Source organism: Enterobacillus tribolii (assembly GCF_003363015.1).
In the GTDB taxonomy this organism is placed as follows: Bacteria; Pseudomonadota; Gammaproteobacteria; order Enterobacterales; family Enterobacteriaceae; genus Enterobacillus; species Enterobacillus tribolii.
The window spans coordinates 257,761-282,832 of the sequence record NZ_QRAP01000001.1 but is presented as its reverse complement, the minus strand read 5'-3'; the positions used below and the strand labels follow the sequence as shown (position 1 = coordinate 282,832).

The 25,072-nt window shown below is 54.5% G+C and carries 18 protein-coding genes; 7 read left to right on the top strand and 11 right to left on the bottom strand.

The genetic code is table 11. The features are described 5' to 3' along the window. The first annotated feature begins 78 nt into the window (after positions 1 to 78). Genes pyrC through C8D90_RS01255 form a run of 4 tightly spaced genes read left to right on the top strand, consistent with a single transcriptional unit; the run spans position 79 to position 3,149 of the window. Complete coding sequence (gene pyrC / locus C8D90_RS01270; RefSeq protein ID WP_115456605.1) at positions 79 to 1,125, top strand: dihydroorotase; 1,047 nt, start codon at positions 79 to 81, stop codon at positions 1,123 to 1,125. Between the two features lie 54 nt (positions 1,126 to 1,179). After that, positions 1,180 to 1,839 (top strand): iron efflux ABC transporter ATP-binding subunit FetA, encoded by a 660-nt coding sequence (gene fetA, locus C8D90_RS01265; RefSeq protein WP_115456604.1) that lies wholly within the window; start codon positions 1,180 to 1,182, stop codon positions 1,837 to 1,839. Next, positions 1,832 to 2,596, top strand: coding sequence for an iron efflux ABC transporter permease subunit FetB (fetB, locus tag C8D90_RS01260; RefSeq protein ID WP_115456603.1), 765 nt, complete (start codon positions 1,832 to 1,834; stop codon positions 2,594 to 2,596). Before fetA ends, fetB begins: the two co-directional genes overlap by 8 nt. 40 nt (positions 2,597 to 2,636) lie before the next feature. Further along, positions 2,637 to 3,149, top strand: coding sequence for a hypothetical protein (locus C8D90_RS01255; protein WP_115456602.1), 513 nt, complete (start codon positions 2,637 to 2,639; stop codon positions 3,147 to 3,149). Between the two features lie 63 nt (positions 3,150 to 3,212). Here the strand turns inward: C8D90_RS01255 and fumA are convergent, their stop codons facing one another. From fumA to putP, 7 genes are all read right to left on the bottom strand, one after another. Further along, complete coding sequence (gene fumA / locus C8D90_RS01250) at positions 3,213 to 4,859, bottom strand: class I fumarate hydratase FumA (protein WP_115456601.1); 1,647 nt, start codon at positions 4,857 to 4,859, stop codon at positions 3,213 to 3,215. Positions 4,860 to 5,315: 456 nt separating this feature from the next. Next, positions 5,316 to 6,449 (bottom strand): CfaE/CblD family pilus tip adhesin, encoded by a 1,134-nt coding sequence (locus C8D90_RS01245; RefSeq protein ID WP_162844341.1) that lies wholly within the window; start codon positions 6,447 to 6,449, stop codon positions 5,316 to 5,318. 1 nt (position 6,450) lies between these two features. After that, a complete protein-coding gene (locus C8D90_RS01240) occupies positions 6,451 to 9,135 on the bottom strand; it encodes a TcfC E-set like domain-containing protein (protein ID WP_115456599.1) in 2,685 nt (894 codons plus the stop codon). A gap of 68 nt (positions 9,136 to 9,203) precedes the next feature. Next, positions 9,204 to 9,734: a CS1 type fimbrial major subunit gene (locus C8D90_RS01235; RefSeq protein ID WP_115456598.1), complete on the bottom strand. Its 531-nt coding sequence runs from the start codon at positions 9,732 to 9,734 to the stop codon at positions 9,204 to 9,206. A 152-nt stretch (positions 9,735 to 9,886) separates the two neighbouring features. Then, positions 9,887 to 10,612, bottom strand: a complete 726-nt coding sequence (locus C8D90_RS01230) for a fimbria/pilus periplasmic chaperone (RefSeq protein ID WP_162844340.1) — start codon at positions 10,610 to 10,612, stop codon at positions 9,887 to 9,889. A 457-nt stretch (positions 10,613 to 11,069) separates the two neighbouring features. Further along, complete coding sequence (gene aqpZ, locus C8D90_RS01225) at positions 11,070 to 11,765, bottom strand: aquaporin Z (RefSeq protein ID WP_170143774.1); 696 nt, start codon at positions 11,763 to 11,765, stop codon at positions 11,070 to 11,072. Positions 11,766 to 12,778: 1,013 nt separating this feature from the next. Further along, positions 12,779 to 14,260 (bottom strand): sodium/proline symporter PutP, encoded by a 1,482-nt coding sequence (gene putP / locus C8D90_RS01220; RefSeq protein WP_312026904.1) that lies wholly within the window; start codon positions 14,258 to 14,260, stop codon positions 12,779 to 12,781. A 458-nt stretch (positions 14,261 to 14,718) separates the two neighbouring features. On the opposite strand from putP, the gene putA reads away from it, so the two are divergent. Further along, on the top strand, positions 14,719 to 18,687 hold the full coding sequence (putA, locus tag C8D90_RS01215; protein ID WP_115457218.1) for a trifunctional transcriptional regulator/proline dehydrogenase/L-glutamate gamma-semialdehyde dehydrogenase: 3,969 nt from the start codon (positions 14,719 to 14,721) through the stop codon (positions 18,685 to 18,687). A 362-nt stretch (positions 18,688 to 19,049) separates the two neighbouring features. Here the strand turns inward: putA and tcyN are convergent, their stop codons facing one another. After that, entirely contained in the window at positions 19,050 to 19,811 is a 762-nt protein-coding gene (gene tcyN, locus C8D90_RS01210; RefSeq protein WP_115456596.1) for an L-cystine ABC transporter ATP-binding protein TcyN, read from the bottom strand. A gap of 445 nt (positions 19,812 to 20,256) precedes the next feature. On the opposite strand from tcyN, the gene C8D90_RS01205 reads away from it, so the two are divergent. Beyond that, positions 20,257 to 20,472, top strand: a complete 216-nt coding sequence (locus C8D90_RS01205) for a FaeA/PapI family transcriptional regulator (protein ID WP_115456595.1) — start codon at positions 20,257 to 20,259, stop codon at positions 20,470 to 20,472. 7 nt (positions 20,473 to 20,479) lie between these two features. Here C8D90_RS01205 and fliZ read toward each other — a convergent pair whose 3' ends face one another. The 3 genes from fliZ to C8D90_RS01190 form a co-directional block, all read right to left on the bottom strand. Continuing rightward, positions 20,480 to 21,007 carry a flagella biosynthesis regulatory protein FliZ gene (fliZ, locus tag C8D90_RS01200; protein WP_115456594.1) on the bottom strand — a complete coding sequence of 176 codons (528 nt, stop codon included), beginning with the start codon at positions 21,005 to 21,007 and terminating at the stop codon, positions 20,480 to 20,482. Positions 21,008 to 21,036: 29 nt separating this feature from the next. Then, complete coding sequence (locus C8D90_RS01195; protein WP_115456593.1) at positions 21,037 to 21,753, bottom strand: RNA polymerase sigma factor FliA; 717 nt, start codon at positions 21,751 to 21,753, stop codon at positions 21,037 to 21,039. A gap of 317 nt (positions 21,754 to 22,070) precedes the next feature. After that, on the bottom strand, positions 22,071 to 23,348 hold the full coding sequence (locus tag C8D90_RS01190; protein ID WP_115456592.1) for a FliC/FljB family flagellin: 1,278 nt from the start codon (positions 23,346 to 23,348) through the stop codon (positions 22,071 to 22,073). A 292-nt stretch (positions 23,349 to 23,640) separates the two neighbouring features. Between C8D90_RS01190 and fliD the strand changes: the two genes are divergently transcribed. Beyond that, on the top strand, positions 23,641 to 25,053 hold the full coding sequence (gene fliD / locus C8D90_RS01185) for a flagellar filament capping protein FliD (protein ID WP_115456591.1): 1,413 nt from the start codon (positions 23,641 to 23,643) through the stop codon (positions 25,051 to 25,053). Positions 25,054 to 25,072 lie beyond the last annotated feature (19 nt).

The window sequence follows — 25,072 nt, the reverse complement described above, 5'->3', positions numbered from 1 at the left end:
ATCCGGCACGGTTTCCGCTTATCCTTACTCCCCGCCACAAATTCCCTCTTTTACGTCACCGTCAGCCGGAGTTTAGCCATGACCGTCATGCATCATTCATTAAAAATTCACCGTCCCGATGACTGGCACCTGCATCTGCGCGATGATCACATGCTGAAAACGGTACTGCCCTATACCAGCCGTCACTTCGGGCGCGCGATTGTGATGCCTAACCTGGTGCCGCCGGTGACCAGCGTGGATCAGGCCCGGGCCTACCGTCAGCGTATTCTGGACGCCCTGCCCGGCGGTCACGACTTTACGCCGCTGATGACCTGCTACCTTACCGATCATCTGGCCGCCGACGAACTGGTACGTGGCCATCAGGAAGGCGTGTTCACCGCCGCCAAGCTTTATCCCGCAAACGCGACGACCAACTCCAGCCACGGCGTGACCTCCGTGCCGGGCATTTATCCGCTGCTTGAGCAAATGCAGAAAATCGGCATGCCGCTGCTGGTTCACGGCGAAGTCACGCACGCCGACGTAGATATCTTCGATCGCGAAGCCCGCTTCATCGAACAGGTGATGATGCCGCTGCGCCGCCAATTTCCTGAACTGAAGGTGGTATTCGAACACATCACCACCCGTGAAGCGGCGCAGTTCGTCAGCGAAGGCGACCATTTCCTTGCAGCGACAATCACGCCGCAGCACCTGATGTTTAACCGTAACCACATGCTGGTCGGCGGCATACGTCCGCACCTGTATTGCCTGCCGATCCTGAAGCGCAGCGTGCATCAGGAAGCGCTGCGTAAGGTTATCGCCAGCGGCAACCCGCGCTTTTTCCTGGGCACCGACTCCGCGCCGCACGTACGTGGCCGCAAAGAGTCATCCTGCGGCTGTGCCGGCGTATTCAACGCACCCAGCGCCCTGCAGGCGTATGCCACGGTATTCGAACAGGAAGGCGCGTTGCAGCATCTGGAAGCCTTCTGCTCGCTGAACGGCCCGGCATTCTACGGCCTGCCGGTCAACCCGGATTTCATCGAACTGATCCGCGAAGAAGAGACGATCGAAGCAAGCATCAACGCCGGCGACGACATGCTGATCCCCTTCCTCGCCGGTGAAACCGTCACCTGGCGCATCAAAGACTAAACAACATCACCGCCCCTGCGGGGGCGGCTTCCTCAATGGCAACGGACAAGCAAAATGCCGGAGAAAACGCTGCTCGAACTCAGGAACATCGGCTTTATCGCCGATGACCGCAAAATTCTCGACGATGTATCCCTCACGCTGAACCGCGGCGAACTGTGCATTATCACCGGCCCTTCCGGCTGCGGAAAAAGTACGCTGTTGAAAATCGCCGCCACGCTGCTGGAGCCGACCTCCGGCACGGTGATCCTGAGCGGCGCGGAAAGCCGGACGCTGAAGCCGGAAGAGTACCGGAAACGGGTTTCCTACTGCTTTCAGACCCCGCTGCTGTTCGGCAGCACGGTGATGGACAACCTGGCTTTTCCCTATCTCATCCGCGGGCAGCGCGCCGACGAGGAAAAAATCCGGCAGGGCCTGCTGCGCCTTCATCTGGATGCCGGCATCGTGTACAAAACCATCGATGAACTTTCCGGCGGGGAGAAACAACGCGTCGCCCTGCTGCGTAACCTGCAATACCTGCCGGAGGTGCTGCTGCTTGATGAAGTCACCAGCGCCCTCGACGATGACAATAAGCAGATCGTTCATCAATTGATCGACGAGCTTGTTCAGGAACACCAACTGGGCGTGTTGTGGATTTCCCATAACAGTGATGAAATTCATTCGGCCAGTCATGTCTTTCACATGCAACCTGTCGCCGCGGAGGCCGCACATGAGTGATCTCAATATCACCGACCAGTCCCTGCTGATGGCGCTGGCATTGGTGGTCATCGCCCTGCTGATCAGCGGCAAGGAAAAACTGGGGCTGGAGAAGGACATTCTCTGGAGCATTACCCGCGCCATTATCCAGCTCATCATCGTCGGCTATGTGCTGAAGTACATTTTCAACGTCGACCATGCCGTTCTGACGCTGCTGATGGTGCTGTTCATCTGCGTCAACGCCGCCTGGAACGCCAAAAAGCGCAGCAAGAATCTGGACAATGCTTTCGTTATTTCCCTGATTGCCATCGTAACGGGCACCGGGCTGACGCTGGCCGTGTTGATCTTCAGCGGCTCGATTGAGTTTACGCCGATGCAGGTTATCCCGATCTCCGGCATGATCGCCGGCAACGCCATGGTTGCCGTCGGGCTGTGCTACAACAACCTGCGCCAGCGTTTCGCCGACGAACGGCAGAAGGTGCAGGAAATGCTGAGCCTCGGCGCCACGCCGAAGCAATCTTCCGGCGCGATAATCCGCAACAGCATCCGCGCGGCGCTGATTCCGACGGTAGACTCCGCTAAAACGGTGGGATTAGTCAGTTTACCGGGTATGATGTCCGGGCTGATCTTTGCCGGTATCGATCCGGTGAAGGCCATCCGTTACCAGATTATGGTCACGTTTATGCTGCTCTCGACGGCCAGCCTGTCGACCATTATTGCCGGCTATCTGGCGTATGCCCGGTTTTACTCAAGCAGGGCGCAATTGTTGGTGAAGTAAGCGCGTTCTGCACACACTTTTTGGTTAACAAGGATCCGTTATGTCAAAGTTTCTCACTGCCCTGTTGGCTTCAGCGTTACTGTTGTCCGGTTGCGATGAGGCCCCAACGGCCGCCGCCGGCAATATGGCGGCCAAGCCGGATACCCTCTCGGTGCAAAGCGATGCGGATATCCGTACCGATCTGGCCGTGCTGAACCCGGTGATCAATACCGCGAACAGCAGCGCCGTCGGCGTCAGGGATGAACTGGTTAAACTCGGCAGAAACGGTGATAAAGCCGCCATAAATGCCGTGATGACCAAGTCTAAAGCGATGTTTGAATCAGCTAACGCGTCGTTGTCCGCTTTAGCGCTTAAAAGCAGTGAAGTTCAGCAGCTTCGTCTTGATATTTATCAGGGGAATATGTTGGCTATCAAACTTCACGAACTGTATCTGAAGCCGGATGCATCGGCAGAGGATAAAAAAGAGATGGCGCTGCTGCAGAGGCAGTCACTGGTATTACAAGAGCAGACCGGGGATAAACTGGACGCGCTGAACGCAAAGTACAAAAAATAAGTTTCGTATTCTTGCTGTCAACGGCGGAGACCTTACGGTATCCGCCGTTATACTTTCCGCGAATTACTTCGCACACCCTGCGCAGCGGGTTTCCTGAATCACTTTGAAGAAGTCATTCCCTTTATCATCCACCAGGATGAACGCCGGGAAATCTTCGACTTCGATTTTCCAGATCGCTTCCATTCCCAGCTCCGGATATTCGATGCAGGTCAGGCTCTTGATGCTTTGCTGCGCCAGCACCGCCGCCGGGCCGCCGATACTGCCCAGATAGAAGCCGCCGTGTTTCTTACAGGCATCGGTCACCTGCTGGCTGCGGTTGCCCTTTGCCAGCATGATCATGCTGCCGCCGTTTGCCTGGAACTGATCCACGTAGGAATCCATACGCCCGGCCGTAGTCGGCCCCAGCGAACCGGAGGCATACCCTTCCGGCGTTTTAGCCGGGCCGGCGTAATAGATCGGGTGATCTTTGATGTACTGCGGCAGCGGTTCACCGCGATCAAGACGTTCCTGAAGCTTGGCGTGCGCAATGTCGCGCCCTACGATGATGGTCCCGGTCAGCGACAGACGGGTAGAGACCGGATACTGCGAAAGCTGCTGCAGAATCTCTTTCATCGGGCGGTTCAGGTTCACCTGCACCACTTCGCCTTCGCCGGCCTGACGCAGATGCTCAGGGATATATTTCCCCGGATTATGCTCCAGTTTTTCCAGCCAGATGCCTTCGCGGTTGATTTTACCCTTGATGTTACGGTCGGCCGAGCAGGAAACGCCCATGCCTACCGGGCATGATGCGCCGTGACGCGGCAAACGCACCACGCGGATATCGTGCGCGAAATATTTCCCGCCGAACTGAGCGCCCAGCCCCAGCTCCTGCGCTTCTTTCAGCAACTCCTGCTCCAGCGCCACGTCGCGGAACGCCTGACCGTGCTCGTTACCTTCGGTCGGCAGCCCGTCATAATATTTGGTTGACGCCAGTTTTACCGTTTTCAGCGTACTTTCCGCCGACGTCCCGCCAATCACGAACGCAATATGGTAAGGAGGACAGGCCGCGGTGCCCAATGTACGCATCTTCTCCACCAGGAAGTTTTTCAGCTTACCCGGCGTCAGCAGCGCCTTGGTTTCCTGATACAGGTAGGTTTTGTTGGCCGAACCGCCGCCTTTGGCGATGCACAGGAACTTATATTCTTCGCCGTCAACGCTGTAGAGGTCGATCTGCGCCGGCAGGTTGGTGCCAGTGTTGACCTCTTTATACATGTCCAGCGCGGCATTCTGTGAATAACGCAGGTTGTCTTCAATATAGGTGTTATAAACGCCGCGGGACAGCGCCTCTTCATCGCCGCCGCCGGTCCATACGCGCTGACCTTTTTTCCCGACGATGATCGCCGTACCGGTATCCTGACAAGTGGGCAGCACGCCCTTGGCAGAAATCTCGGAGTTACGCAGGAACTGCAACGCAACGTATTTGTCGTTCTCACTGGCCTCTGGATCATCCAGAATCGCCGCGACCTGCTGCTGATGCGCCGGACGCAGCATAAATGACGCATCATGAAACGCCTGCTGCGCCAGCAGGGTCAATCCCTCCGGCGCCACCTTCAGGATCTCTTGTCCTTCGAAGTCGGCGACGGAGACATGCTCGCGGCTCAGCAAATAATATTCGGTATCGTCTTTTTTCTGCGGAAAGGGATCTTGGTAATGGAATGGTTTATTTGACATTTTTCTCTCACTTGCAACTTTAGGCCGTGTCCTGCCTTGCTTCGGGTTCACACTCACACGGCACATCAATGTGCCGGCTCGCTGCGTCAAGAAAACTTCCCCACCTTACGTGTTTTTTATTCCGTGGTTATTGCGCTAAGTCCAAATATTTATAACCAGAATCCCGGAATTTCGCGGTCAGGTATTTCCTTTTGTTATGGTGAGAACTGAGGGTACAGACTCATAACATGTTTATTATCGCGCAATTAACACATTGATTACAATCATCCCCGTTTTTAGCCCGCTGACGGCGGCATTTATGTATAAAATTTGTCCTGCCAGCGGCACATGAATGCGTGGTTACAGAAGCGCACTTCAGGAAAGGAGAATCAGGGAAGGAAACAGCGAATCCGCGGCGATCGTCCAGCAAGCACAATCGCCAGGTGAACCGGCATTCCCGGCTCACCTGACAATAGGTCAGTTGACGGTGGGCGTTGTCGGAGAAAACATGACGGTTAGCGTACCGGAGTAATAGCCGGCTACTTTTTCATTCACGTTAAACTTCGTTACGCTAAACTCCAGCGGCGTAGGAACGCACAGCACATAGGTTGATATTGACGGCAGGCGCACCGGGCGAATCAGCCCCTGATTGATTCGTGTCCAGATCATATCGCCGCCATTAATCACATCTCTCATCGCACCAGAGTCCGGATCACGAATCCGCAGGTGGTAATCAATTCTGGCGTTAGCTTCGGTGCTCCCTGTCCCATTGAGGTAAATAGAGAAATCACCGTTAGGTCTCCCAACGTGAGGGCGTCCCGGCGGATCGTAAATCTGAACGTAGTATTGCGTACTGTTTGCGTTATAACCATCGTACAGGCACATTTCCAGGGTGGTGATGTCTTCCGCATACGCACCAACAAAATCATTTGGCGCTCCACGCGGATGCAGATCCAGTGCAATCCTTGGGGTAGCGAAGCTGAAGTCCGGAAAGTAAATATCAATTTTTGACGGATCGATAACGTTTAAGGTGATATCAGCATTCCAGGCCGTGGTGTTGTTTGGTCCACCAGCCCGCCAGGATGTCATACGCAAAGACGCCGTCCAAAGACCGCCGACGGGAAGCTTTTTCAATTCGGCCGCCGGGATCCAGATATAAAGGAAGGATTCTGCCGTTGCAGCCCCGATACACGACGCCCCTCCTGCCATGTTTAAGGAACGTTTGGTCCTTCCACAACCGGAAACATTAACCCAGGCCGGTTGCCGGTATCCCTGCAACGTAAGCACCACTTTCATTCCTGAACGTTTTTCAGTAAAAAGCAACTTAACCGGCGTATACGTGGAATCCAGTCCTCCTGCTCGCGCCGGGCAGGCGCCGGTATTGGCATTCGTCGTACTGCGGCATACGACGGTATTTGCCGTACCATAATTTGCATCATTCGAGGTTGGCGCCCTCCCCTGGCTCACATTTTGCCACACCCAGATATCCCCGCCCGGACTGGCGCGATTGATCGTGCGCTCCAGAACCCGGTTATCCCCGGCCTGCGCCGTCATCAATGGAATCGCCCAACCAAACACGAGCAGTATCAGTGCTGTGATTATTTTTCCCATTTTATTCATCCTTACCACTATATGCGGTTTCCATCGCATTACGCCGTTTCAGCTTAACCAGCTCTTTCTCTCGTACCACCTGCGGCAGCCGCTCCTCCGTAATCGGCTGACAGGTCACTTCGCCCACATAGCGCACCACCGCACGGCGCTTTTTCACCGTCAGCGGGCACTGGAAGTATTGGCTTCCCGCCGCCAGATAAAGGTTGTCTGCCCGTCCGGGAAGCTGCGCCGTGAAACCACCGTCCTCCGCCAGCAGCAACATGCGGCTGTTTAACCCGATCACCGGACGCGTACGCGCCCCCGCCGGCAATAACAGGCGGCCTACGTAACCATAACGCTGTTCCGCCGCCACCGTTTTCACCCGAACCTTACCGGGTAATAGCATCACGCTGCTGTTACCCGCTCCGGTAAGTACCGCCGTGGTTGCGCCCTGGCTCACTAAGCGGCTGTCGCTGATATCAATACGGCCGGGTTCATAGGCCATTAGCGGGAATAACGCTGAGCTGCCCGCGCCGAGCGTTACCGTTCTGCTGCCGCTGATACGCGCATCCAGTACGGCTGCGCTTTTCTGCTCATCATCGCCGGCGTCTTCGACGTTAACCAGCACCGCCGCCGACGGCTCGCTTCCTCCAGCGCCGCCCCAGCTAACGCCATGGCGCGACACGGCGAACGACGAGCTATAAGCGCCGCTGAATGCTGAATTATGCGAGTTGTCGCGATTATCATAACTGTCGGACAAGGTAGCGCTGAGGTTGCCGTAGCGCCCCTCATACCGCCCGTTCAGTACGGCATCCAGCGTATCGGAATTTATCCCTCCGGCTTCCACTGACAGCTCCTTATGATCTTTTTCATCCCAATACCAGCTGTGGGAAGCCCGGTAAGCGGTCTGAGAGTCCGTATTTTTGCTGTCACGATAATCCACGCTCAGACGTGAACTCTGGCTGCGGTAGCCCGAATCCTGCCTGGGTGTCAGATAAAAAGAGAGCGACAGATAAAGCCCGTTATCCCGGCCGTCGTAACCGCCGTCATCGCGGGTGAAGGCGCCGAACGTGCCGTTTACCAGCCACGCCCCTGCGTTCCAGGCCCGCGAGGCGCTTAGCTGCCAGGTTCGGGACACGGCATTGTCCGTGGTTTGATTCAGCACATTGTTGGCAAAGGTATTCGAACTCTGCCAGGTACTGATGTTGGTATGATTCTCCGTGCGGATAAAACTCAGCGTCGAGTTCCAGCCATAAAATACGGCCGACAGAGAAGCGTTCATGTTTTCATAGCATCCCAGCTGCGTATAGCTGCTGGTATCACTGCTGTTGCCGACGTCGCATTGTTCGCCATTTGATGAGTAGCGATACAGGCTGAGCGACGGCAATCCGGGCGCCGACCACTGAAGCTGCTGGCTGTCTCCCCGGCCGCCATCGTCATTATGATAAACATTGACGGTTAAGTCCGGACTGCCGGCCTTGCCGAAGTCGGGCATGATTTCAACGCCCCCCTCTACAGAGCGGACGTCGTCGGCAATCGCCCCGCCTGCCGTCAGCGACAAACTCCTGAAAAGCGGCACCCGCACGCCTGCCTGGTATGCATTGCCGTCGCCGCCGTGGTCATCGTTGTCACTGATTTTTCCGCCCTGCAAAAACCAATGCATGCGTCCGTCATCCATTCCCCCGCTTTTGGTAAATGCGGCCGTTTCCACCCGCGCCAGCTGATTGCTTTCGTAAATATTCAGGCTGATGGTATAGCTGCCGTCGGGGAATTGTGTCGTGTCCAACATCTGATTACCGGCGGGTAAATAGAACGTCCCCAGCAACTGATTGTTACGATAGGCATCCACGCGGGAGTTGCGCGAGAGCAGAACCATAACCGGCGAGCCCTGACTGGCCCGATCGCGATTCACATAGCTTAAGGTACTGCCCACGCGCGCGCCGTCAATTGCGCCCAGCGGCAGAAAGCTGAAGCTGAAATTTCCGCCCCGCGTGCTGAACAGCGTGCGGTTGTCCATACGACCGAGTTGCAGGTAGTAACGCCGGTCAAGATCGTAGCGATAGTAGAGATTACTGATATCAGTGCTGTTATCGCTGTTATCATCATTCTTTGTAGCCGCCAGCGACCAGTCTGCGCCGATATAACTATTCTCTGTAATCCCCAGCGCATCCGAGCTTTGCAGAAATAAACTGCTGTAATCTTCCTGGGTCAGTACGTTCAGGTCCTGCTGATGAATCAGGGCATTTTCTACATCGTTTTTATCCGCCTGCAGGTAAAGCGCGCTTTGCCCGCTGACCGGCATCCAGTCCCCGCGCAAAAACAGCGTCACGCTGGCCTCTTCACCGTCATAGATCGCCGCCACGTTATCGGTTTTCAGGTAACCGCATCCCGCAGAAGCGAAGGAGACGCTGCCGCAGGCCTTCTCGCCATTACGCGCCAGCGGTGCCGAAAGCGCTTTCAGGATAGCCTGGTAATCCGCGCTGTTCTGTACCACGGGGAGTTCCAACGCGGTTAATACCGCCGAAGGGTCGGCAAACGTAACGGTATCCAGGTTAACCGTTGCATCAAACAGGCCAATATTCTTCCCGGCCAGTACGACTTCAACGCGTTCTTCAACGCCTTGCGTTAACGCTTCAAACCCCTTTGGCACCCGCGCCTGGGCATCAAGAGATGCCAAAATAAGTAAAGCCAGTAACTTTCTTTTCATGATGAGCGTAATCGTCCCTGTGTAGCAAAATGCCCGCACCAATCAGTGCGGGCAGAAAAGAGGATTTATCAGCCGCCAGTTGCCGCGCTCTGGCTCAGATAAATGCTGACAACGCCCTGATAAGAACCGGTGGTCAGCGCACCTTTCGTCGTTTGGGAAATCGTCAGCTCACGGGCAACGGAACCGGTCGTCAGCGCATCCGCGCCGTTCGGGAAAATATCCGTCACAGCCAAAGCCTGGTTGGTGGTGGTCAGCGCCAGCGTGCCCCATGCAACGCTCAGCGGAACCGTAATCGCCGAACCATTTGAGTTCGCCCCGGTGGTGTTTACCAACTGTGCGGGGCTAACCAGCCTCATCTGTACCGCGCCACCCGTAGGCGCATTTGACCAAATCTTGCTCATAATGCTCACCGGAGACAGGCCTGTGCCAGGGATGTACTGCATCTCCACCGACTTAGGCAACGCGCTGCCGTCGCTCTGCGTCATATCCAATGCGGCGTCGATATTTGCCGTTACGGTAATATCTTTTTGCACTGCTAATGCAGAACCCGCCATAGACAACAGAAAAGCAGCAACAACAGGTTTAACCATATATTTCATTGAAAATATCCTTATTAGTTTAAATTTAAATACGTTCTTTCAAAAAGAACACGTTATCGGGCATCTGCTTTATCAGCAAACGCCAGAAATCAGGTCACGTAGCTCAGTACATCGTTATACAATTAAATAATCATTATTCAGCGCAATGATATTTAATTAATGGAGAATACCTGTGAATCATTTTTGTTTTTGATCCAGTCTTTGTACGTAATTTCAATTTTCTCAAAACCCTTCAATGAGGGCAGCTTATATGTGCTATCCGGGAATAAGTTCCGGTTTTCATTTGTGCGTGAACACGCCTCCCCACGCTGGCCTTTACGGCACAAACTGATACCGGTGATTTTTACCCGCTGGGTTCCTTTATTTAGCAGCAACGTTTTATCCGGAGAAAGCGTAAGCTGAATAACCGGCTGCCGTGGCGGAACGGAAACTAACACCCCCCAGATCAGATTCACGGAAAGCTCAGTAGAGATGCCTTTACTCTTCTCTTCATTTACCGTGTCCTCCAGTGCGGGGACGCTCTCAAACATCACCCGGTACAACACTTCTTTCTCCTGCGGATCCATCGCGACCATGCGCGCCCGCTTGCTGGCGCCACCGGGAATGGCAAACATCGGCGGCATCACCACCAATTCATCGCCGCTTCCTCCGCTGACTTCCACCTCTTTTTCCTGTGGCGTCGCTGGGTCGGTAATTCGCAGAACTTTTGTTCTGACATACTGAACCTCAGGGGATTTAGATATCACCCTGACGCTTCCCTCTCCGTTTGCATCCAGGCCCACGGCCATTGGATAAACCGTCATATTCGCACTGGCGCACAGCGGCACAGAGAGCAGACAAAAGAATAATGTCCGTATCTTTTTTATAAGCACAATCATTAATGAACACCTTATCAAATAGCGGAATACGTATTTTGAGGCACCATGACAAAGGGAATAACAATGATTTATTTATCGGCAACTTGAATATTATATATTTAAGCCCATATAAATTCGCATGATGAGTTCCCTCTCAAATTAACAAATAGCAATATAGCCAGGTGTTACGCTTCGAAACGAATAGTAATTCGGGAGAAACAAAAGGTAAATAACAATATCTTTATTATTAAGTAATCTCGTTATTAATATATAGATAAAATCGATCTTTATTACATCACCCATACACTTAACTATTTCTTAATTCACACTTAAATTTCATTATTAAAAATAGCGGAAAAAAACAGAAAACGCGCCCGGATGGCGCGCGAAACCGGCATGAAAAAGCCGGCGGAGAGATCGAAAAGGCCCGGATAAACCGGGCCTTGTCTTTATAGATTTGCTACCTGAATGAAAGCGCTTAGTCTTTCTTCTCCAGCAGCGTGCGGTAAATGAACCCGCCGATAACGCCGCCGATAATCGGCATAACCCAGAACACCCACAGTTGCTGCAACGCCCAGCCGCCCTGGAAAATGGCTACCGCGGTGCTGCGCGCCGGGTTTACGGAGGTGTTGGTTACCGGAATGCTGATCAGGTGAATCAGGGTCAGCGCCAGACCAATCGCGATCGGTGCGAAACCGGCCGGAGCGCGTTTGTCCGTGGCGCCGTGGATAATGATCAGGAAGAACGCCGTCAGCACGACTTCAGCAATGATTGCCGCCTGGAAGGAGAAGCCTCCCGGTGAATGCTCGCCGTAACCGTTGGAAGCGAAACCGCTGGCCGCCGCGTCAAAACCGCTCTTGCCGCTGGCAATCAGGTACAGTACACCAGCTGCGGCGATACCGCCGATAACCTGCGCAATGATATAAGGAACAACTTCTTTAGCGCCGAAGCGACCGCCGGCCCACAGGCCCAGCGTTACCGCCGGGTTAAAGTGCCCGCCGGAAATATGGCCGACGGCATAAGCCATGGTCAGCACCGTCAAACCGAACGCCAGCGCAACGCCTGCGAAGCCGATACCCAGTTCAGGGAATCCTGCTGCCAGCACCGCACTACCGCAACCGCCAAACACCAACCAAAACGTACCAAAAAACTCAGCCGCTAATTTTTTAGACATCATAACCTCTGCGAAAAAACTTCTGTACGACCGGGCGTGTTAATTAATAACCATTCCAATACATCCCGGACTCTTTTATCCCTTAGAAAAATGGAAAAACTGTAGGGTTTATTCCACCAGAACAATCAATGTTACGTTATTCGCATATACCTCTCTCTGGTTGCAAACAACCACGTTTGCCTCCTCCCTGAGGAAGAACAACAAAACTCCCCCGTCCTTGCGGCGGTTATGCATTTTGTCTCCTCCGCTCCATTTTGTATAGCCTATTTTCCTGAAACAGGCTAATTAACTCAACAAAAATAATATCAGACTTTTCCAGAGCCCATGCAAAACCAACTTCCGTTGCATTGATTATAGGAAAAAAGCCCATGCGGGAAATGAAAAACCCTTTTATATATGCGAGTTTTCTTAAAAAGGAAGGATGTTTTAAGCAATGTCTGAAAAATTAGCGGAGCTTGGGAATATGCGGACTGGATATATCAACCACACGGCAGATCCCCATGAAGATCTCATAACGCTCGCAGAGTTTATCCATGGAAAAAACCAGTACATAACAAAAGGTTAAAACACTAAACAGGGCTAATAGTATAGCTAAAACCTTCATCATGGGCCATACGCTGGATATAATATAATCAGAGAAAACTAGTGTAGAACCACATACCTAAACTTGTCATATACGAAACGTCTTTTTACCGCAAAAAAACATGCGTTTTTTCCTCCTGCCGCATGAACCTAACAAGAAACGCCCCTCCCGTTGCCTGCCGTGACAGTCATCATCAGCGTTCCGGGTCACCGTTTTGTAACGTACGGATAAAATATAACCAGCTGCATGAATATCTTTCTTGCCGGAGCATTTCATTAACAGAAACAGGGGCTATACAGGCAGGTTATAAAATAACGGCGATAAGTGTATATCTCTATATTATGGCAGGATAAACGGAATTTGCTTAAATGAACGAACAGGCCGGGGAAAACGCGAAATACCCCCCGCCGCAGACGGAGGGTATTTATTATTACACCGTTCTGTACTCGGCTTCCGCCGCGACAAAACGTGACTGAATGGCTTTTGACGGCTCTCTGCCCATCAGGCTGACAACCACGATCGCCAGCGTAGCGAAAATAAAGCCGGGAATGATTTCATACAGGCTGAACCACGCGTATTGCTTCCAGACGATAACGGTCACCGCGCCGACGAGCATGCCGGCCAGCGCGCCGTTGCGCGTCATACGCGACCACATCACCGACATCAGCACCACCGGGCCGAACGCCGCGCCGAATCCCGCCCAGGCATAACTCACCAGCCCCAGCACCCGGTTTTCCGGATTCGCCGCCATGGCGATGGCGATCAGCGCCACCAGCAGCACCATAGCGCGACCTACCCACACCAGCTCACGCTGGGAAGCATTCTTGCGCAAAAACGCCTTATACAAATCTTCGGTAATCGCACTGGAACAGACCAATAACTGGCAGCTCAGGGTACTCATCACCGCCGCCAAAATCGCCGAAAGCAGAATGCCGGCAATCCAGGGGTTAAACAGCAGCATAGAGAGTTCGATAAAGACCCGCTCGCCGTTTTCTTTCACGTTGCCGGCCACATCAGGGTTATTGGCAAAGTAGGCAATCCCGAAGAAACCGACCGCCACCGCGCCGGCCAGGCACAAAATCATCCAGGTCATACTGATGCGGCGTGCGCTGCGGATGGTGTGATGGGAATCCGCGGCCATAAAGCGGGCCAGAATGTGCGGTTGCCCGAAATACCCCAGCCCCCATCCCATCAGGGAAATAATGGCGATAAGGTTCAGGCCCTTGAACATGTCCAGGTTCGCCGGATTCTGCATCGCCACCGTCATCATGGTGGTATCGATGCCGCCCAGCGCCAGAATCACCACCACCGGCGTCAGGATCAGGGCAAAAATCATCAGGCTGGCCTGTACGGTGTCGGTCCAGCTGACCGCCAGGAACCCGCCGATAAAGGTATAGATGATGGTCGCCGCCGCCCCGGCCCACAGCGCGCTTTCATAACTCATGCCGAAGGTGCTTTCGAACAGGCGGGCGCCGGCGACGATGCCGGAGGCGCAATAAATGGTGAAAAACAGCAGAATCACCAGCGCGGAAATCACCCGGAGCAATTTGCTTTTATCTTCGAAACGGCTGGTGAAATAATCCGGCAGCGTCAGCGCATTATCATTGGCCTCGGTATGTACGCGCAGGCGTCCGGCCACCAGCTTCCAGTTCAGGTAAGCCCCGGCGATCAGACCAATGGCGATCCAGCTTTCGGAGATCCCGGAAAGAAACACGGCGCCGGGCAACCCCATCAGCAGCCAGCCGCTCATATCGGACGCCCCGGCGGACAGCGCGGTCACCACGCTCCCCAGGCTGCGTCCACCCAATATGTAATCATCAAAGTTGTTAGTCGCCCGGTAGGCCACTAACCCGATAACAATCATGCCCAGTATGTAGACCACAAAGGTCACCACCATCGGCGTACTCATCATGCAGGTGTCTCCTGTATTTTTTATTCATCGCCGCCGTTACGCCGGCGCGATGCGGGAGTTGGCCGTGCCGGAACGAGGGCACGGCGTCATCCGTCCTGTCTGTAAAGGGAAATCCAAACCCCGGCATCTTATGAAGACTTAAAACGATCCCACAAGATATTTAACCAATAAGTTACACAAAGTTTACCTTACGTCACACTTCGCCGTTGCGCAGGTTGCAACAACATTCAGCAAAAATACAGCATAAACCATGATTATCACCATAATTAATAAGTAATTTCATGCCGGCACGGCGCAACCGGGGCACAGCATGTCAGATCACAGACCAAATTGAAACCTGCGCCATTTCACAGAATCAGACATAACTTTGGTTAACAAGGTTGCACAAAGTTGCAACATTGCAATCGCTCAGGATATCCTCGAAATCTACATTCTATTTACATATGGAGCAGGATGGCATGGGAACGACCACCATGGGCGTAAAACTTGACGAAACAACGCGGGAACGCCTGAAAGCCGCCGCACAGAAAATTGACCGCACCCCGCACTGGGTGATCAAGCAGGCCATATTCACTTATCTGGAGCACCTGGAGAGCGGGCAAAGCCTGCCCGAGCTGCCGCATACCCAGCAAGAATCCGCGCCGGAAGAAGAAACCGCCGTGCCGGCCGAACAGCCGCATCAGCCGTTCCTGGAGTTCGCCGAGCAAATTCTGCCCCAGTCCGTAACCCGCGCCGCCATCACTGCCGCCTATCGTCGCCCGGAAACGGAAGCGGTGTCGATGCTGTTGGAACAGGCGCGCATGGCGCCCGACGCGGCAAAATCCACGCACGCCCTGGCCTATTCGTTGGCGGAAAAGCTCAGAAATCAAAAGAGCGCCAACGGCCGTGCGGGTATGGTACAAGGGCTGTTGCAAGAGTTCTCTCTTTCTTCGCAGGAAGGCGTCGCCCTGATGTGCCTGGCGGAAGCCCTGCTGCGCATTCCGGACAAAGCCACGCGCGATGCCCTGATCCGCGACAAAATCAGCACCGGCAACTGGCATTCGCACCTGGGGCGCAGCCCGTCCCTGTTCGTCAACGCCGCCACCTGGGGGCTGCTGCTTACCGGGCGTCTGGTATCGACCCATAATGAATCCAGGCTCTCCGGCTCCCTGAACCGCATTATCGGCAAGAGCGGCGAACCCCTGATCCGCAAAGGGGTAGACATGGCGATGCGCCTGATGGGCGAACAGTTCGTCACCGGGGAAACTATCGCCGAAGCGCTGGCCAACGCCCGCAAGCTGGAAGACAAAGGCTTCCGCTACTCTTACGACATGCTTGGCGAGGCCGCGCTGACGGACGCCGACGCCCAGCGCTATATGGTGTCCTATCAGCAGGCAATCCACGCTATCGGGAAAGCGTCCAACGGGCGCGGTATCTATGAAGGGCCGGGCATCTCCATCAAGCTGTCCGCCCTGCACCCGCGTTACAGCCGCGCCCAGTACGATCGCATGATGGAAGAGCTGTACCCGCGTTTACTGACGCTGGTGTTGCTGGCGCGCAGCTATGACGTCGGCATCAACATCGACGCCGAAGAGGCGGATCGCCTGGAGATTTCCCTCGACCTGCTGGAGCGGCTGTGTTTCGAACCGGAGCTGGCCGGCTGGAACGGCATCGGCTTTGTGATCCAGGCTTACCTGAAGCGCTGCCCGCTGGTGATCGACGCGGTCATCGATCTGGCGCAGCGCAGCCGTCGCCGCCTGATGATCCGCCTGGTGAAAGGCGCCTACTGGGACAGCGAAATCAAACGCGCCCAGGTTGACGGGCTGGAAGGCTACCCGGTTTACACCCGCAAGGTCTACACCGACGTCTCCTACCTGGCCTGCGCACGCAAGCTGCTCTCGGCGCCCAACGCCATTTATCCGCAGTTCGCGACCCATAACGCCCATACGCTGGCGGCTATCTATCATCTCGCCGGGCAGAACTACTACCCCGGCCAGTATGAGTTCCAGTGCCTGCACGGCATGGGCGAACCGCTTTACGAACAGGTAGTCGGCAAAATCGCGGACGGCAAACTCAACCGCCCCTGCCGCATTTACGCCCCGGTCGGCACGCACGAAACCCTGCTGGCCTACCTGGTCCGCCGCCTGCTGGAAAACGGCGCCAACACCTCCTTCGTTAACCGCATCGCCGACGACACCCTGCCGCTGGATGAGCTGGTCGCCGATCCCGTCATCGCCGTTGAGGCGCTGGCGGCCAAAGAAGGGCATGTCGGCCTGCCCCATCCGCGCATTCCCCTGCCGTGCGACCTGTACGGCGACGTGAGGCGCAATTCCGCCGGTCTGGATCTCAGCAACGAACAACGTCTGGCTTCGCTGTCCAGCGCCCTGCTGAACGGCGCGGCACAACCCTGGAGCTGCTCACCGATACTGGCGACGCCCACTGCGGAGCACGGCGAAGCGCGCCCGGTCGTCAACCCGGCGGAAGCGCGTGATATCGTGGGGTACGTGACCGACGCCAACGACGCTGACGTCGAGGGCGCGCTGGAAGCCGCGGTCAACGCCGCGCCGATCTGGTTCGCAACACCGCCGGAAGAACGCGCCGCCATCCTCGAACACGCCGCCGAACTGATGGAAAAGCGACTGCAACCCCTGCTCGGCATCCTGATCCGTGAAGCAGGCAAAACCTTCAGCAACGCCATCGCCGAAGTGCGCGAAGCGGTGGATTTCCTGCATTACTATGCGCAGCAGGTGCGCCAGGACTTCGCCAACGACACCCACCGCCCGCTCGGCCCCGTGGTATGCATCAGCCCCTGGAACTTCCCGCTGGCTATTTTCACCGGGCAAATCGCCGCTGCGCTGGCCGCAGGCAACAGCGTATTGGCTAAACCGGCTGAACAAACGCCGCTGATCGCCGCCCAGGCGGTAGGCATTCTGCTGGAGGCCGGCATTCCCGCCGGCGTACTGCAACTGCTGCCCGGACGCGGGGAAACCGTCGGCGCGCGCCTGGTGGGCGACGCACGGGTACGCGGCGTAATGTTTACCGGCTCCACCGAGGTCGCCGGCCTGCTGCAGCGCAACATCGCCGGCCGGCTCGATCCGCAGGGCCGCACCACGCCGCTGATTGCCGAAACCGGCGGTCTGAATGCCATGATCGTAGACTCCTCCGCGCTGACCGAACAGGTGGTGACGGACGTGGTCGCCTCCGCCTTCGACAGCGCCGGCCAGCGCTGCTCTGCGCTGCGGGTGCTGTGCATTCAGGAGGACGTCGCCGATCATACGCTGGAGATGCTGCGCGGCGCGATGGCGGAATGCCGGATGGGTAACCCGGAGCGCCTGAGCACCGACATCGGCCCGGTCATCGACGCCGAGGCCAAGGCCAACATCGAACAGCATATTCAGGCCATGCGCGCCAAGGGCCGCAAGGTGTTCCAGGCCGCCTTCCCGGATGCGCGCGACGAACAGGAGTGGCAGGGCGGCACCTTCGTGCAACCCACGCTGATTGAGCTGAACAGCTTCGATGAGCTGAAAAAGGAGATCTTCGGCCCGGTGCTGCACGTGGTGCGTTATGCCCGTCAGGAACTGGACGATTTGCTCAACCAGATCAACGCCGCAGGCTATGGTCTGACATTAGGCATTCACACCCGCATTGATGAAACCATCGCGCGCATTACCGAAACGGCCGAGGTGGGCAACCAGTACGTTAACCGCAATATGGTCGGCGCCGTGGTCGGCGTGCAGCCTTTCGGCGGCGAGGGGTTATCCGGCACCGGCCCGAAAGCCGGCGGCCCGCTCTATCTCTACCGTCTGCTGGCCCATCGTCCCGACGACGCCGTGCTGCGTACCCTCGCCCGTCACGACCGGCTCACGCCTGCCGATGCCTCCCTGCGCCCGACGCTGCTGAGCGCACATCAGGCGTTACAGAGCTGGGCGGAGAAAGAGAACCGCACGGAGCTGGCGCAGCATTGCCGCCGCTATGGCGAACTGGCGCAGAGCGGCACGCTGCGTCTGCTGCCCGGCCCGACCGGCGAGCGCAACACGTACCTGCTGCTGCCGCGTCAGGCGGTGCTGTGCCTGGCCGACGACGACGGCGATGCGCTGATGCAACTGGCCGCAGTACTTGCCGTCGGCAGCCGCGTTGTGTGGGAAAAAGAGGAACGACGCAAAGCGTTGTATCAAACGTTGCCTGCGCAGGTTCAGAAACATATCGACTGGACGGAAAACTGGAGCGACGCCCAGACGGCATTTGACGCAGTGATCCACCACGGCGACTCCGATCAACTGCGGACGGTATGCGAAACCGTCGCACAACGACCGGGCGCCATTGTTTCCGTGCAGGGCTTCCCGCACGGCGACGACGGTATTCTGCTGGAGCGTTTGCTGATAGAACGTTCGCTGAGCGTAAACACCGCAGCGGCGGGCGGTAATGCCAGCCTGATGACGATCGGATAACGCCCGGAAATTTGTCATTACACCGTTAAGCCTTCCGCCATAATATGGCGGAAGGCTTTTTACCGGGCGATAAACCTGTAATGTCTCTATTTCAGCCTTTTTTTAAAATATATCCTTTCTCTTCCGTTGGTTAACTCTGTATGTCTACAGAAGAGGATGGCATTTTGACTGTTATTGATATATTTAACACCAGCAATAAATAATAAAATTAAGAAAAAGACTATCCCGGATATTTTAATAACAGAAAAACTTTGTCGCTATTTTATATAAAGTCTGATGTTTCCGCGCATGCTATCAGGTCATGAAAAAGGAGAACAGCCGGCATTTATCTGGCCGGCTGTTCCTCAATCGAATATCCGTAATTACTTCCCCTCACCGCCCAGGAACTTTTCTAAAAACTGTTTTGTCCTTGCCTGTTGCGGCGCTGAGAACAAGGCCTTAGCCTCACCCTCTTCAATAATCCTGCCGCCGTCCATAAAAATCGCCCGGTTCGCCACGTCGCGTGCGAAGCTCATCTCATGGGTGACAATCACCATCGTGCGGTTTTCATCGGCCAACGCGCGGATGGTGTTCAGCACTTCCCCCACCAGCTCAGGGTCCAGCGCCGAGGTCGGCTCGTCAAACAGAATCACTTCCGGCTGCATTGCCAGCGCCCTGGCTATCGCCACCCGCTGCTGCTGCCCGCCGGACAAACGCTTCGGGTAGGCATCCTCACGGTCGCTTAACCCGACCTTCGCCAACAGCTCTCTGGCCCGCGCCACGGCGGTGTCGCGCGCTTCGCCTTTCACCACCACCGGCCCTTCAATGATGTTTTCCAGTACCGTACGGTGCGGGAACAAGTTGAAGCTCTGGAATACAAAGCCGACTTCCTGCCGCAGTTTGCGCACCTGCCCTTTTTGCCCGCTCAGCGGTTTGCTGCCGTCGATCACTACATCGCCAACCCGGATCGTTCCCCCTTCCGGTTCTTCCAGCAAGTTAATGCAGCGCAACAGCGTCGTCTTGCCCGATCCGCTCGGACCGATAATCGCGACCACCTCTCCCTTTTGCACGGTAAGATCGACGCCATGCAACACGGTCTGGTTATTGAAGGTCTTAACGAGACCTTTCACATCAATAGTAATCACATCACGCTCCTGAGTTCACATCGGGTCGCATGCAGGGTACATCAATCCCTGCGGCGACCGCTACCCCGCCGCGGGGGCGTAACGTCAGGATTAGCAGAAAACATTATTGATTATTGTCCTCACTATTTTTATCCCCGTGGATATTTAGGAATTTCTGTAGTGAGTTTTCGTACGAAGGTGAATTTGAGATATATCCTAATCAGAATTGAGCACTAAGAGTACTCTTAGGAAACCTAGTCAAAATGATTTCATTTTTACAATAAAAAACATGAAGTTAAAACACATCAGCAATGCTAATGTCTCATGAGGATTGTAAACAAATAGCGAAAAAACATAAAGAATAGGATGAGAATACCTAAGAAGCATCCAATTGACTCTCCCTAATGACTCAGTGATATTGAGCGCCAATTGCAGGTAGGCACAAGATCCAGAGCAGGAGCGCTATATGAACGTAAAATCCGAAGTAAAATTTTGGCTTCAGCAACAACACACGGATAATCCCGACACGTATTTTACGACTGCCGAAATTGCCCTGCCCTGTAACCTGAGCGTTTATCAGGCCCGTTATTACTTATTAGGGCTGGCCAGCGAAGGATGCGTGGAGAAAAAAGAATTCGGTAAAGGTAAACCGATTCTCTGGCGTCTGACGCCGGCCGGATAATGCTTAGTTAATTCCGCTCCATTCCGCCAGCGTTTTTACACGCCAGATATTGATCATACTTTCGTAAGGCAATTAAGTAGTTATTGTATGAAGCGCCCTGCATTTTATTTACGATGCGCCACTGGTGCTCGCTGCCGCAAAATTTTTCATCAGGGAACTCTTCGCTGTCACCCAGCATATCGTCAAGGCGCCGTAAACGTACGACATATTCCCTGATGGTGCTGTGGCTCATTTCAGTTTGCTCCAGCAGATATTGCTTGAAATCCTGAATATCAAAATGCGTGGGCTGACAATGACAATACACGTCGCTGCAAAAACGGCACAATGCCATTAATTCCGGTTCGATCCGTTGCCACACTGTGTCATCAATATATTGCTTCATATCAGCCAGACTATCACGGCTAAGGATCCTGTTGCGAAATACCAAAGAAATTCGCTCCAGCGCCTTTCCACAATGGGCGCAATGGGTTTGGCTGTGTTTGTAATCTTTAAGGTAACGGCTCAGCGGCCGTTTCTTCATCATACGGGCTGACATAAATGACTCCCCCTTTTTAATTCTGGGACTCAGAGCGATTGGCTTTTCAGACGCAAACGTAAACGCTTTATTGCCTGACTGTGCAGCTGGCTAACGCGGGACTCGCCCACATCCAATACCGCACCGATCTCCTTGAGGTTCAGCTCTTCCTGGTAATAGAGGGTCAGTACCAGTTTTTCACGCTCCGGCAACGCTTCAATCGCCGCCATAACGCGTTGACGCAAATCTCCCTCCAGCAACTGCGCCAGCGGGTCTTCTTCCGGTAACCCCGGTTCCACGCTGTCGCCGTATTCCTCATGCCATTCGTCGTAGGAAAATAGATGACTGCTGTTGGTGTCCGCCAGAATGTGACGATACTCCTGAACGGATATATTCAATTCCAGTGCGATTTCGGTTTCCGTCGGCGGGCGACTGTAACGCTGTTCCGCACGGTGCATCGCCTTGGCAACTTCGCGTGCGTTGCGCCTGACGCTGCGCGGCGCCCAGTCGCGGTTGCGTAATTCATCCAGCATCGCACCGCGGATCCGTTGTACGGCATACGTGGTAAACGCCGTCCCCTGCAAAGCGTCGAAATGCTCCACGGCCTGTAACAGCCCAATTCCTCCTGCTTGCAATAAATCGTCCAGCTCTACGCTGGCGGGCAGACGCACCTGCAACCGTAACGCCTCATGTCGCACCAGCGGCACGTAACGCTGCCACAGGGAGTGTTTATCAATGATGCCTTCTGCGGTATACAAATCATTCACGTTAGACAGAACCCGGGTAGAGAAATGCACTGGCATTATCGCCACCACTCGTGGGGTTAATGTCGCGAACAATCGGTAAAAAAGCCGCTTATTCAAGCCTTGGAAATTACTCACATGATTTACAAGGTGTTATAAGCCTTATTCCGCCTAAGAATCCTCTCCCCATCCGGGTATTCCGGCTTTTCAGGAACCGAAGTTATCAACTCACCTTAACAGCAGCGGCAAAGGCCACTTTAAAATAAGTGCTATTTTTGCCTTCATCCTGCAAATAACCCCGCGTGAACGCGGGGTTTGGACGCATAAAGTAAATTAAATACTTAACGCAGCAGAGACAGAACGTTCTGCGGCACCTGGTTAGCCTGGGCCAGAACGGAAGTACCTGCCTGTTGCAGGATGTTGGCACGGCTCATGTTGGACACTTCGGTCGCGTAGTCCGCATCCTGAATACGTGAACGGGAAGACGTCAGATTGTTCACCGTGCTGTTCAGGTTGTTGATTACGGAGTCGAAACGGTTCTGTACCGCCCCCAGAGTACCGAGCAGGCTGTCAACCTGAGACAGCGCGCTGTCCAGTACGGCCAGCGGGCTATCGGTTTTCTGGCCTTCTGAAAGCTGGGCGCCTTTGCTTACTTTACCTGCAGCATCAATTGTTGCTTTGAAGTAAACGTCGTTATTGCTGGCATCTTTACCCACGATGACATGGCTCTCAACACCTTTGGCATCGGTATAGGTACGTACACCTTCACCTGCACCCAAACCGCTCACATCCAGGGTTGTGCTGCCCGTTGTGACTTGTCCGACATCCGTCAAGCCACCAGCCGGCGGGGTTGTAATCTGAGTCGTCGCGTTTGATGAATCATAGGTAAACTCACCGGTTGTCGCATTCAATGACCCCGAGTACCATTCACTGGCACCCGTCTGAACATAGTATTTATTAGTATTATCAACATAAACCTTGCCATCAACTGATGGTTTCGGCGTAGCATTAGCATCAGTGAAAGTAGGATTGCCTTTAACCGCAATAGAGGTTAAATCAGTGGTACCCACCTTCGAAGTATCAATCCCATCGGTCACCGCGAACTTATCCAGCCCCAGTGAAGCGGCATCCAGTTTCTGCAGGTCGATATCGATGGTTTCATTGTCGTTAGCGCCCACCTGAATGGTCAGCTTCTGATCGCTGCTCAAGACTTTCACACCGTTGAAATCGGTCTGTTCAGAGATACGGTTGATTTCCGCCAGACGCTGATTGATTTCATCCTGAATGGACTGCAGGTCGCTGCTGGAGTTAGAACCGTTCGCGGCCTGTACGCTCAGACGACGGATATTTTGCAGGTTATCTTTGACTTCGTTCAGTGCGCCTTCCGTGGTCTGCGCCAGTGAAATACCATCGTTGGCGTTACGGGAGGCCTGGGTCAGACCATTGATGTTCGCGGTAAAGCGGTTAGAAATCGCCTGACCGGCCGCATCGTCTTTTGCGCTGTTAATGCGCAGACCAGAAGAGAGACGCTCAATTGCCGTACCCAGCGCTGACTGGGATCTGTTCAGGTTATTTTGCGCCATCAGCGACAGGCTGTTGGTATTAATAACTTGTGCCATAATTGCTTTCCTTTACTTAATGTCAGTTGCGATATGTAGGACACGGCATTAATCACCGTCCACCAAAGGTATCGGCGCCCCCCCGACATTCTTTAGGCTTGAATCACATTTTTTTTGTGCGTGGACAATCCGCCAAATAACGCCCTTTTTTTAGTCTCCCGCCCGCCATTGCCTTTTTTATTTTTTCGTAAACTTTTGCGTAACCGGGCCGATAACCTCGCTGTGTTCTATCGCAATGACATGTATTTGTCGTAAGCAGCGACTTATCGTAAGCAACCAAAGGAAAACCGCCATGGCTTCGATTACATCTCTGGGGATTGGCTCCGGTCTCGATTTAAACTCTTTGCTGGATAAACTGACTAAAGCGGAGCAAGGGCGGCTAACACCCTACGTCAATCAGCAGAGCAGCTATAAGGCCCAGCTAACCGCGTTCGGTACGCTAAAAAGCGCGTTGAGTAAGTTTGACGATCTCAGTGCAGCGCTGGCCAAGAATGATTTCTTCAGCGCCACCACCATAAACAGTGACAGTAAGGCGTTTAGCGCCTCATCCAGCGCGTCAGCGCAACCAGGCAACTATACAATCCTGGTGGAACAACTGGCGCAGGCGCAAACCCTGATGACGCAAGGGAATATCAGCAGCCAGTCGGAACAGCTCGGCACCGCCGGCGCCAGCGGCCGCACCCTGACCCTCACCACCGAAGGCAATCCGCCGAAAACCACCGAGATCCCGCTGAGTGATGACCAAACCTCGCTGCTGGAATTGCGCGACGCGATTAACGGCGCGAAAGCAGGCGTTACGGCCAGCATCATTCACGTAAAAGACGACGAATACCAACTCTCTATTTCGTCTTCCCAAACCGGCGAAGACAACACCATTTCACTGTCCGTTAAGAACGATGACAAACTGAACAGCCTTCTGAACTATGACTCCGCCAGTGGCAGCGGCGCCATGAAAGAAACCGCGGCGGCGCAGAACGCCAAAATTCAGATGAACGGCCTGGACATCGAACGCAGCAGCAACACCATTACCGACGCGCCTCAGGGTGTCACCATTACCCTCAAGGCTAAAAGCAAAGAGCCGGAAACGATGACCATCGGTGTTGATACCGCAGGCATCGTGGACAAAATTAAGTCCTGGGTTGACAGCTACAACTCGCTGCAGGACACCTTCAGTTCGCTCACCAAATACACCCCGGTAAAAAGCGGTGAAGCGCAGTCCACCAAAAACGGCGCGCTGCTGGGCGACAGCACCCTGCGCGGCATCCAGTCCACCATTGAAAGCACGCTCAACGCGGCACAGGGCAACCCGGACCTGAAGGGGCTCGAAAGCCTGGGCATCAGCACCGATCTCAAAACCGGAAAACTCTCTCTGGATACCGAGAAGCTGACCAAGGCCCTGACCGACAAGCCGGAGCAGGTCAGAAACTTCTTTGCCGGCGATACCAAAGAAACCGGGATGGCGACCCAGCTCCACACCCAGATTCAGGATTACATCAAGAAAGACGGCGTGATTGATACCTCCACGGAGAGCATCAACCTCAACCTGACGCGCCTCGACTCGCAGATCACCAGCCTGAACAGTAGCATTGCCTCAACGATCGCGCGTTACCAGAAACAGTTTGTTCAGTTGGATACCATGATGTCGAAGCTCAATAACACCAGTGCCTACCTGAGCCAGCAGTTCACCGCAATGAGCAAGCAGTAAATGACGAAACCGTTAACCA

Bases quoted from the DNA above. Each gene is read 5' to 3' on its own strand.
- putP (WP_312026904.1), bottom strand. From the start codon at position 14,260: ATGATGAGTACGCCGATGGTGGTGACCTTTGTGGTCTACATACTGGGC.
- C8D90_RS01205 (WP_115456595.1), top strand. From the start codon at position 20,257: ATGAACGTAAAATCCGAAGTAAAATTTTGGCTTCAGCAACAACACACG.
- pyrC (WP_115456605.1), top strand. From the start codon at position 79: ATGACCGTCATGCATCATTCATTAAAAATTCACCGTCCCGATGACTGG.
- fumA (WP_115456601.1), bottom strand. From the start codon at position 4,859: ATGTCAAATAAACCATTCCATTACCAAGATCCCTTTCCGCAGAAAAAA.
- C8D90_RS01245 (WP_162844341.1), bottom strand. From the start codon at position 6,449: ATGGGAAAAATAATCACAGCACTGATACTGCTCGTGTTTGGTTGGGCG.
- aqpZ (WP_170143774.1), bottom strand. From the start codon at position 11,765: ATGTCTAAAAAATTAGCGGCTGAGTTTTTTGGTACGTTTTGGTTGGTG.
- C8D90_RS01240 (WP_115456599.1), bottom strand. From the start codon at position 9,135: ATGAAAAGAAAGTTACTGGCTTTACTTATTTTGGCATCTCTTGATGCC.
- C8D90_RS01235 (WP_115456598.1), bottom strand. From the start codon at position 9,734: ATGAAATATATGGTTAAACCTGTTGTTGCTGCTTTTCTGTTGTCTATG.
- fliD (WP_115456591.1), top strand. From the start codon at position 23,641: ATGGCTTCGATTACATCTCTGGGGATTGGCTCCGGTCTCGATTTAAAC.
- C8D90_RS01255 (WP_115456602.1), top strand. From the start codon at position 2,637: ATGTCAAAGTTTCTCACTGCCCTGTTGGCTTCAGCGTTACTGTTGTCC.
- C8D90_RS01190 (WP_115456592.1), bottom strand. From the start codon at position 23,348: ATGGCACAAGTTATTAATACCAACAGCCTGTCGCTGATGGCGCAAAAT.
- fetB (WP_115456603.1), top strand. From the start codon at position 1,832: ATGAGTGATCTCAATATCACCGACCAGTCCCTGCTGATGGCGCTGGCA.
- C8D90_RS01230 (WP_162844340.1), bottom strand. From the start codon at position 10,612: ATGATTGTGCTTATAAAAAAGATACGGACATTATTCTTTTGTCTGCTC.
- fliZ (WP_115456594.1), bottom strand. From the start codon at position 21,007: ATGTCAGCCCGTATGATGAAGAAACGGCCGCTGAGCCGTTACCTTAAA.
- fetA (WP_115456604.1), top strand. From the start codon at position 1,180: ATGCCGGAGAAAACGCTGCTCGAACTCAGGAACATCGGCTTTATCGCC.
- putA (WP_115457218.1), top strand. From the start codon at position 14,719: ATGGGAACGACCACCATGGGCGTAAAACTTGACGAAACAACGCGGGAA.